Genomic DNA, 7,992 nt, shown 5'->3' with positions numbered 1-7,992 from the left:
GATGACTTTTTCATTAGAGGGAAAAACGTTTGTCATAATGGGTGTTGCCAATAAAAGAAGTATTGCTTGGGGAGTGGCCCGTTCCTTACACAAAGCAGGTGCCAAGTTGATATTTACTTATGGGAAAGAACGCACAGAAAAGAGCGTCAGGGAGCTATCTTCCACTTTGGAAGGTGAGCCTGCAATCATATTGCAATGTGATGTAACAAAGGATGAAAGCATTGAAAAATGTTTTGCGACGATCAAGGAAGAAGTAGGTATCATTCATGGCGTAGCACACAGTATCGCATTTGCAAATAAGGAAGAGCTGGACGGTGATTTTGTTAACACGAGCCGTGAAGGTTTCTTGCTTGCTCATAATATTAGTTCGTTCTCTTTAACAGCTGTAGCTAAAGCAGCGAAAGAAATTATGACAGAAGGCGGCAGTATTGTCACAATGACGTACCTTGGCGGTGAACGAGTTATGCCAAACTATAATGTAATGGGAGTGGCTAAGGCGTCACTTGAAGCCAATGTACGTTACTTGTCGAGTGACCTTGGTAAGGATAACATTCGTGTGAATGCAATTTCTGCTGGTCCAATACGTACATTATCTGCAAAAGGAGTACGTGATTTTAATACAATCTTGAAGAAGATTGAAGAAGAAGCACCGCTCCGTCGTACGACGACACCTGAAGAAGTGGGAGATACGGCTGTGTTTTTACTCAGTGACATGTCCCGCGGGATTACTGGTGAAAATATTCATGTGGATTCCGGTTACCATATAATCGGATGATGAAAGGGGACCAATAAAGGTCCCCTTTTTATTGATTTTCAATTCCTTTATCCTTCTGTCCATCAAAGATTGGTGTTAATCTTTGTTTTCCGGTATCTTGAATTTCTACATCAATCTGGATAGACCTGAGTGTGTCTTCTTCTAATGGAATTCTCCCTTTTATTTCAATTTTCTTCCAAGCTTTATTATCCATGCGGTAGAGTGTTTCAGAAAGCCTGAGGAGGTCGATATCCCTTTTTTGTGTATATTGATACGATTTATTTATTTCCTTTTTGATAGAGCGCTTTATTTCTTTTTCATATTGTTTACGTGTTATATCCTTTATCATCATTTCAACACTAGCCTTAAGTTTCATTTTTACATCAAAACGAACTGTTCCATTTTTCTCTACAACAGGGATTATTTTAAACTTTTTATCGTAAATAACAACAAATGCGTCATTTTTTGTTTCAGGGAAAATGGTAATGCTGTCCCGAACGAAATCTTTATTGAACCATCTTCCGCCATTCATCACCTTCTTAGGTAGAATTGTTTTTATTTTATTTTCTGAAATGATAGCTACTCTCTCCATTAATAAATCCTGCTTCTTTTTTTTCTGACCAGTCCATTGTTCTGTGATTTTAAGTAATGGAATCGCCACTTGATGAGCAGGTTCATCAAGTTCAATAATGATCTCTCTTAAATTAATAGGTGGGATAAAAGAGCTTTGATTATAGTTACCATCTGGATCGCTTAATTTTGAAAAAGCCACGGAAATATTTTCGATAGGAGAAATGAGCATCGCATCTTTAATTGAATCTTTAGTCATAAAAAAGAAAATCCGGTAGCGTGTTTCGCGGTAGCGGTCTAAAAAATCAGCAGTATACCTGAGGCCGCCTGCTTTAAGAGCTTCTTCTGAAAAAATCACAAAAGAGATATGACCCCAATAAATACGTCGATCGGACGTATTATACAAATTAAATATGGCTTCGTCCAATGTGTTTCCGGAAGCGTGCCCAACATCTGCTTGGCTAAGTGTGCTGGGGTCTCCACCTGATTCCGATTTTGCTAACCCTTTCACGTTAATAATTTGAAGGTAAACAATGACCTTCCCGTCTTTATAATCGATTCCTAAACCGTTTGCATAAACGAGACGTTCAGGTTCATTTGAATCCCAGCAGCCTGAAAGAATTGAAACACACAACAGTAAAATGAGTGTGTTTTTCATTGTTTTCATTGTTGTTCATCATCGCCTTTCCTCGTAGGATCTTTTGAAGAAAAGATAGAAGGGCGTTTTTTATCCAAAGAGGGAGGTATCTGAAAAAGAGTTTTTACAATATTGGATAAGTTTAAATTGGCAGTCACTTCCATATAAGGAACACCTAATATTCGGATATTACTTACATACGCACATAAAAATAGAGCTAACAACATAAATGCAAAAAGCCCTAAAAAAGAAGCAGAAATAATAGCTAGGAGCCTTATTAAGCTAATGACGCCATTGATGGATTGATTGACTAATGTGTAAGTAGCGACCGCCGAACCAGCAATGACTACAAGCATGGCAGGACTTGTCAAACCGGAACGAATTGCTGCATCTCCAATGATTAAAGCACCCAATACACTTAATGTTGGGCCGACTGACGTAGGTAATCGCATGCCTGCTTCTTTGAATACTTCAAACACGATGACCATGGTAATTGCTTCCAATGAGGTAGGGAGTGGCAATCCCCTTCTTGATTCGACTACAGTGGCAAGCAGAATCATTGGAAGTTGGTCTTGATGAAAGGTGGTTAAAGCAACCCAAAATCCTGGCAAAAGTGCAGCGACAAAAATGCCAAATAATCGAAGAGCTCTTTCAAAGGAAGCGTAGATAGACGTGTATTCATGATCTTCCGATGTTTTTAACACAATAAATAGGTTGATGGGTGTGATCATTGTGTAGGCAACGCCATCAATTAGAATTAATAGTCTGCCTTTTAAAAGGCATTGCACTGCAAAATCAGGTTTACCGGAATAGTCGTGCCTTGGAAAGAGAAAAGAGGGCTGTTCATCAATTAACTCCATAAATTGATTGCCTCCATATATCCCATCTATATCAATTGCTTCAATCCTTTTAGCGACAGTTTGAACCATTTCAGGGTCAGAGATATCATCCATATATAACAGGGCAACTTTAGTCAATGTTCGCCTGCCCACTTCGAAGTATTTTACACTTAAGGAATTTGTTCGCATACGCTTTCGTATTAAAGCGACATTAATAGATAAATCTTCAATGAAATTATCTCTCGGCCCCTTTATCGTTACTTCAGTAGTTGTTTCCTCAGGGCTACGCTGCGGTCGATTTGCAATGTTTACAGAAACCAAATAGTCGTATCCTTCAAAGTAAATCAATAATTTCCCAGAATAGATATCTGCGAATAACTCTTCCTTGGTGTTTATATCAGCAAGTTGAGGAAGATAAAGAGAGTCCTTTATGTCATTAATAGTTAATTTTCCTTTTGGATGTTTGCGGAAAAATAAAGTTAGCCTTTCAAATACAAGGTTATTTAACAATTCAGTATCGACAAGCCCTTCACATCCAATTAATGTGACTTTTATCGGAGACTCATCACGATATAAGCTGCTTTGGAAAAATACATCTCCTGAACTATGAAAAATTTCTTTTAAATCGTATTCGTCTTTTATTACGAGCTTTTCTGGTGTTTTAATTTTACTATTCGGTTTGGATGGTTGCTTTTTCATTTTTTTGAACATCGGATGAGGACCTCCTTTTTCTACGATTACTGAAGAAAACAAAAATACTTAAAAGTATGGAAACCGCTAAAAAGAACCAGAATGTAATCGGCATAATAAATGTTTTAATAATGTCATATAAAATGACATCACTGAAGCTGAATGAATTGGAAACGATAAGGATTATTGAGTAGACAATGAGCAATTTCGTTTTGTTTCGCTTATTTTTTAAAGATAGCACTTCAAGTGATAAAAACAGGAAAAAGGATACCCTTATAAAGGCTCCAGTTAGCCATTGGTAAATCGACAAGAAGTCAAGGTGCTCAATGAATCTTCCCAAGGTGACTAATCCCCATTGCTCAAATGCAGGGTACTTTTGTCTTGAAGCTTCGATTGGACCGAATTCAGTAATGGAGCCAATAAGGGGTCCAAGGATAAGCCAGGTAAGGATAATGGTATTAATAACAAATACTTTAAATTTTATTTTCCCATGAACTTTTTGCTGCAAACAGAGAAACACAATCAATTCAATTAGGCCAGACAAAGGATAGATAATACCTGCAAAAACAGGTGACCAACCATGTTCAAGAATTGGTTGCAAAAGTGAATAATTTTTAAATTGAATATTTGTGATTGCCACAAAAAAACCAAACAAGATTACGGCCGATAATACGAACGTATTGACAATAGCAATCGTTTGTATGTTTGTCGATGCAAGGAAAAAGCATAATCCTGTAAATAGGATTATTTCAAAAATCGGTGGAGTTACAGGCAAATAGGATACTTTTGTCCATACAACCATCTCTTTCAATGAAACCGCAGCTAATGAAGCGAAAAAGAGACTCATAGTAATGGATAAAATTCTGCCTGGTACCTTCCCAATATTTTTTTCCACCCATCCAAATATATTTGTATGACCTGTGGCTTTATGGATATAGAATAAGAGCAGACACCAAATCAATATAATGCCAAAAGAAAGTAGAACAGAAATCCAGGCATCCCTTTTGGCAGCAGGTAACAAATGAGGAAGAATCGTTACATGGTTTTTCAGTCCGATCGCAGTCATTACGATTAAAGATAGTTGTACGATTGAAATTTTACCATTTTTAACCATCTATAATATACTCCTTTAATAACCAATATTTTTTTAGGTTACTCCATTAACCCCCAGCTTATCCAAGTTTTAATGAGTGTCCCTTTTTTAGGAGAAGGGCACAACACCAGCATAAAAAAGGGTGAATTTCATATAGTTGATACATAGAGCAGATATTCATTGTTTGAGGAAAATCAGCAGAATCCTGTTTTCTACCTTATTGGGTCGATGAGAAAAGGAGGAGGACATCATGGACGTGAAAAAGGATCGTCTGCCTTGTACTGTTGGTAAGCAAACAGTACACAATACTCCGAAGAGCCAAATAAATTTGAATAGAGAAAACTTCACCACTTCGTTTAGTACCGAAGAAATGGTGGAGTTATTGTCCCGACTTCCAGCCTTTGCACCTAAGCCAGTTTGTAAGTTCATCATCAATGGTCGTACAATGTTTGGTAAGTTGGAACATAAAAAAGAATCCAGTCTTTTTATTAGGCATAAATTTGGTAAAAAGGTTGTTCAATACCATATAGAACAGTTGCAGTCTGTGGATATTCTGAAATATTAAGGAGGATTTGCATGTCAGAGAATAAAAGCGATAAGGACTCCAAGCCCCTTTTATATGTCAATCAGGCTAAGATATCGGATCAACGAGGGAATATGCAAAGTGATTACCGAACGAAAAAAGGTACACATCAGGAAACGGTAGAGCATGAATCTGTGGAAACGGAGCAGGGAGAAGAGAAAATAGAAAAAATCAAACGGGAATTTGGAGTATTTGATGCTATGAAAGAAATTGAATCAGAAATTACGGCTATTAAAAAAATTACTGATCAATATGTTCCAGAGCAGTCATCAGTTGAGCAAACTGAACTTCCTTTACAAGAAGAAAAGGAAACGGCAAAGGTTGTAAAGAAGAAAAAGAAAAAGGTGGAGAAAAAGGTGGAGGATAAGGTGGAGAAAAAGGAATCCTCAAGTGAAATCATAACCCGTCTATCCAAACATCAAGGTTATCCAAAGCCGCTATGTGAGGCGGTTATTAACGGAGAAACGCTTAAGTTTCAGGTATTGGGAATGAGGGGGGAATCAGTGAAAATTAAAAGAGGAAATCATATTCGCTTCGTCGGTCTCCCGAATATTATTGATGCCAAAATTATTGAAGAATCCAAGTGAAGGAGCAGAATTGAATGTTTCTCTCACAGCATGAGTTCACCTTAATACTTCTATTAGGTTTAGCTTCATTTAGGCTGACACGCTTAATTGTTTTCGATAAAATTATGGAACCTTTGCGCCGTCCTTTTTTTAAAGAGATAGAAGAAAAGAATGAAAAGGGTGATGTGGAGATTTATTTAATTCCTAAGGAAAAGGGCTTGCTTGGCTGGTTTGGACAATTGCTAAGCTGTTTTTGGTGTGTGGGTATCTGGGTCAGTCTATTTCTGGTTTTGCTTTATCTACAACAGTTATTTATAGGGGAGGTGCTGATTTTAATCCTCGCAGTTGCCGCAGTAGGGTCAATCTTAGAGGTTATAATCAGCAGAATTTTGGACATTTGATTGGAAACAACTTGTCTCATCAATCATATAGTATGGTATAGAGGGAAAAGGGGGAGTCACAATTGAATAACAAACAAAGTCCATGGACGTATGCAAAACCGGTGAAAAAGGAACAACCGGTCAAAATAAAAAAAGACTGTGGCTGCAATAATAATAATAAAAATAAGGGCTATTAAATGAAAAAAAAACCTTTCCGAATTGGGAAGGGTTTTTTATTTCCTAATCCTACCATTCATAAAAAAACAGTTAAACAAGAAAATAAAAATAGAACAATAAATTAGGATGTGATTCTATGTTCAGACGAGGAAGTTATTTATATGTTATCTGGATGGTTTTTGCAGTAGTTGTGTGTTTGCTAACAGCCTGTAGCAGTAAAGGAGACGGAAAAACAGAAAACTTAGCGTTAATTAAGCGCACGAATCCTGAACCGATGGATATCATTAATGGAATGGATGAAAAGGATGAAAAAGGACTCATTTCAAAGATCAAGGAGACAGTAGCCAACGAAGACACAATCTATGATGTAATCGTGGTGAAAAATGGAAAAAAGATTATCGTCGCTTACAAAGTTAAGCACTTGAAACGTTTTCATATGAAAAAAATTGAAAAGAACGTGACTGGAAAGTTGGAAGAAAAGTTTCCAAAGTATGATTTTATCGTTTCGAGCGATTATAAAATTTTTCTGGAATCATTAAGATTGAATGAGTTTCTTAAGGAAAAAGAGGTTCCTGAGAAAAAGGCAATAAAGAAGTTCAAGGAAATTGAAGAACTTCAAAAAGAATTAATATAGAAAGAGAGGTTTCTCAATATGAGCAGCAAGGAGAACACGACCCCCCAACAGGATGCGTATAAAGAGCTTCAAGAGAAGCATGAAATAAAAAGGCCGATCCTGAAGAATTGTATAAAAGCCTTTTTAGTAGGCGGTATTTTCTGTTTAGTAGGACAAGCTATTTCATACTTTTATATTTATTTTTTCAACTTTACGGAACAGACAGCCGGGAGCCCAACGACTGCGACCATGGTGTTTCTCGCACTTTTAATGACTGGCTTCGGATTTTACGACCGCATCGGACAGTTTGGGGGAGCAGGGAGTGCTGTCCCAGTAACGGGATTCGGTAACGCAGTTATTTCAGCAGCAATCGAACACCGGACGGAAGGATTTGTTCTTGGTGTTGGTTCCAATATGTTTAAATTGGCCGGATCGGTGATTCTATTTGGTGTATTTTCAGCCTTTGTCGTGGCGTTGATTAAAACGATTTATCAAATGATTGGGGGCTAACCGGTGTTAAAGGGAAAACAAACATGGACGTTCGCCAATAAACCGGTCATTTTGGAAACAGGGGTAACTGGTGGGCCTTTTGAGGCAAATGGAGAAATCGCCGGAGATTTCGATATCCTGTACAGTGATCTATGGATGGAGCAGGATTCATATGAGAAGGCTCATCGTCATTTGATGGAGAAAGCGGTGGAGCTTGCATTGGAGAAAGGTAAGATAGACAAGGAAAAGGTACAATTTTTCTTGGCGGGTGATTTAATCAATCAGATTACACCCACAAGTTTTGCGGCTAGAACAAATGGTATTCCATACTTCGGTCTGTTTGGTGCCTGCTCTACTTCAATGGAGGGGCTTGCACTATCGGCCTTCATAACCAATTATGGAGGAGCGAACTATGTGTTAACGGGGGCTTCAAGCCATAATGCAGCTGTTGAAAAGCAATTCCGCTATCCGACTGAGTATGGCGGGCAAAAACCACCCACAGCTCAGTGGACGATAACAGGGGCAGGGGTAGCGCTAGTTGCTCCAAATGGTAGCAAGCAGGGGGTATTTCCTCATATTGTTTCAGCCACTATCGGTAAGG

Annotated in this window: 10 protein-coding genes; 7 read left to right on the top strand and 3 right to left on the bottom strand. The window is 38.0% G+C overall.

All coding sequences use genetic code 11. From position 1 onward, the window contains the following. Position 1: 1 nt before the first annotated feature. Positions 2-775, top strand: coding sequence for an enoyl-ACP reductase FabI (fabI, locus tag AC1DUW_RS16710; protein ID WP_053345012.1), 774 nt, complete (start codon positions 2-4; stop codon positions 773-775). Positions 776-803: 28 nt separating this feature from the next. On the opposite strand, the gene AC1DUW_RS16705 is transcribed toward fabI, so the two are convergent. From AC1DUW_RS16705 to AC1DUW_RS16695, 3 genes are read right to left on the bottom strand one after another with little or no spacing between them, the layout of a single operon-like run. Beyond that, on the bottom strand, positions 804-1,991 hold the full coding sequence (locus AC1DUW_RS16705) for a Ger(x)C family spore germination protein (protein ID WP_053345013.1): 1,188 nt from the start codon (positions 1,989-1,991) through the stop codon (positions 804-806). Continuing rightward, a complete protein-coding gene (locus AC1DUW_RS16700; RefSeq protein WP_236694873.1) occupies positions 1,988-3,511 on the bottom strand; it encodes a spore germination protein in 1,524 nt (507 codons plus the stop codon). The genes AC1DUW_RS16705 and AC1DUW_RS16700 overlap by 4 nt, the downstream gene beginning before the upstream one ends. Further along, complete coding sequence (locus tag AC1DUW_RS16695; protein WP_053345014.1) at positions 3,471-4,604, bottom strand: GerAB/ArcD/ProY family transporter; 1,134 nt, start codon at positions 4,602-4,604, stop codon at positions 3,471-3,473. The genes AC1DUW_RS16700 and AC1DUW_RS16695 overlap by 41 nt, the downstream gene beginning before the upstream one ends. Before the next feature lie 229 nt (positions 4,605-4,833). Between AC1DUW_RS16695 and AC1DUW_RS16690 the strand changes: the two genes are divergently transcribed. The 6 genes from AC1DUW_RS16690 to AC1DUW_RS16665 form a co-directional block, all read left to right on the top strand. Next, entirely contained in the window at positions 4,834-5,148 is a 315-nt protein-coding gene (locus tag AC1DUW_RS16690) for a hypothetical protein (RefSeq protein ID WP_053345015.1), read from the top strand. A gap of 11 nt (positions 5,149-5,159) precedes the next feature. Continuing rightward, positions 5,160-5,753: a hypothetical protein gene (locus AC1DUW_RS16685; RefSeq protein WP_477643004.1), complete on the top strand. Its 594-nt coding sequence runs from the start codon at positions 5,160-5,162 to the stop codon at positions 5,751-5,753. Between the two features lie 14 nt (positions 5,754-5,767). Further along, positions 5,768-6,133 carry a DUF1360 domain-containing protein gene (locus AC1DUW_RS16680; protein WP_053345017.1) on the top strand — a complete coding sequence of 122 codons (366 nt, stop codon included), beginning with the start codon at positions 5,768-5,770 and terminating at the stop codon, positions 6,131-6,133. A 292-nt stretch (positions 6,134-6,425) separates the two neighbouring features. Beyond that, positions 6,426-6,923 carry a YhcN/YlaJ family sporulation lipoprotein gene (locus AC1DUW_RS16675; protein ID WP_053345018.1) on the top strand — a complete coding sequence of 166 codons (498 nt, stop codon included), beginning with the start codon at positions 6,426-6,428 and terminating at the stop codon, positions 6,921-6,923. An 18-nt stretch (positions 6,924-6,941) separates the two neighbouring features. After that, complete coding sequence (spoVAC, locus tag AC1DUW_RS16670; protein ID WP_053345019.1) at positions 6,942-7,412, top strand: stage V sporulation protein AC; 471 nt, start codon at positions 6,942-6,944, stop codon at positions 7,410-7,412. Between the two features lie 3 nt (positions 7,413-7,415). Next, a partial coding sequence (locus AC1DUW_RS16665) for a beta-ketoacyl-[acyl-carrier-protein] synthase family protein (RefSeq protein ID WP_477643003.1) occupies positions 7,416-7,992 on the top strand: 577 nt, incomplete at its 3' end.

Source organism: Peribacillus sp. P4_C12 (assembly GCF_056402095.1).
This window is presented reverse-complemented; position numbering and strand designations above follow the sequence as displayed.

Excerpts from the sequence above, each read along its gene's own strand:
- AC1DUW_RS16695 (WP_053345014.1), bottom strand. The coding sequence starts at position 4,604 with ATGGTTAAAAATGGTAAAATTTCAATCGTACAACTATCTTTAATCGTA.
- AC1DUW_RS16690 (WP_053345015.1), top strand. The coding sequence starts at position 4,834 with ATGGACGTGAAAAAGGATCGTCTGCCTTGTACTGTTGGTAAGCAAACA.
- AC1DUW_RS16700 (WP_236694873.1), bottom strand. The coding sequence starts at position 3,511 with ATGTTCAAAAAAATGAAAAAGCAACCATCCAAACCGAATAGTAAAATT.
- AC1DUW_RS16705 (WP_053345013.1), bottom strand. The coding sequence starts at position 1,991 with ATGAAAACAATGAAAAACACACTCATTTTACTGTTGTGTGTTTCAATT.
- AC1DUW_RS16680 (WP_053345017.1), top strand. The coding sequence starts at position 5,768 with ATGTTTCTCTCACAGCATGAGTTCACCTTAATACTTCTATTAGGTTTA.
- fabI (WP_053345012.1), top strand. The coding sequence starts at position 2 with ATGACTTTTTCATTAGAGGGAAAAACGTTTGTCATAATGGGTGTTGCC.
- AC1DUW_RS16685 (WP_477643004.1), top strand. The coding sequence starts at position 5,160 with ATGTCAGAGAATAAAAGCGATAAGGACTCCAAGCCCCTTTTATATGTC.
- spoVAC (WP_053345019.1), top strand. The coding sequence starts at position 6,942 with ATGAGCAGCAAGGAGAACACGACCCCCCAACAGGATGCGTATAAAGAG.
- AC1DUW_RS16675 (WP_053345018.1), top strand. The coding sequence starts at position 6,426 with ATGTTCAGACGAGGAAGTTATTTATATGTTATCTGGATGGTTTTTGCA.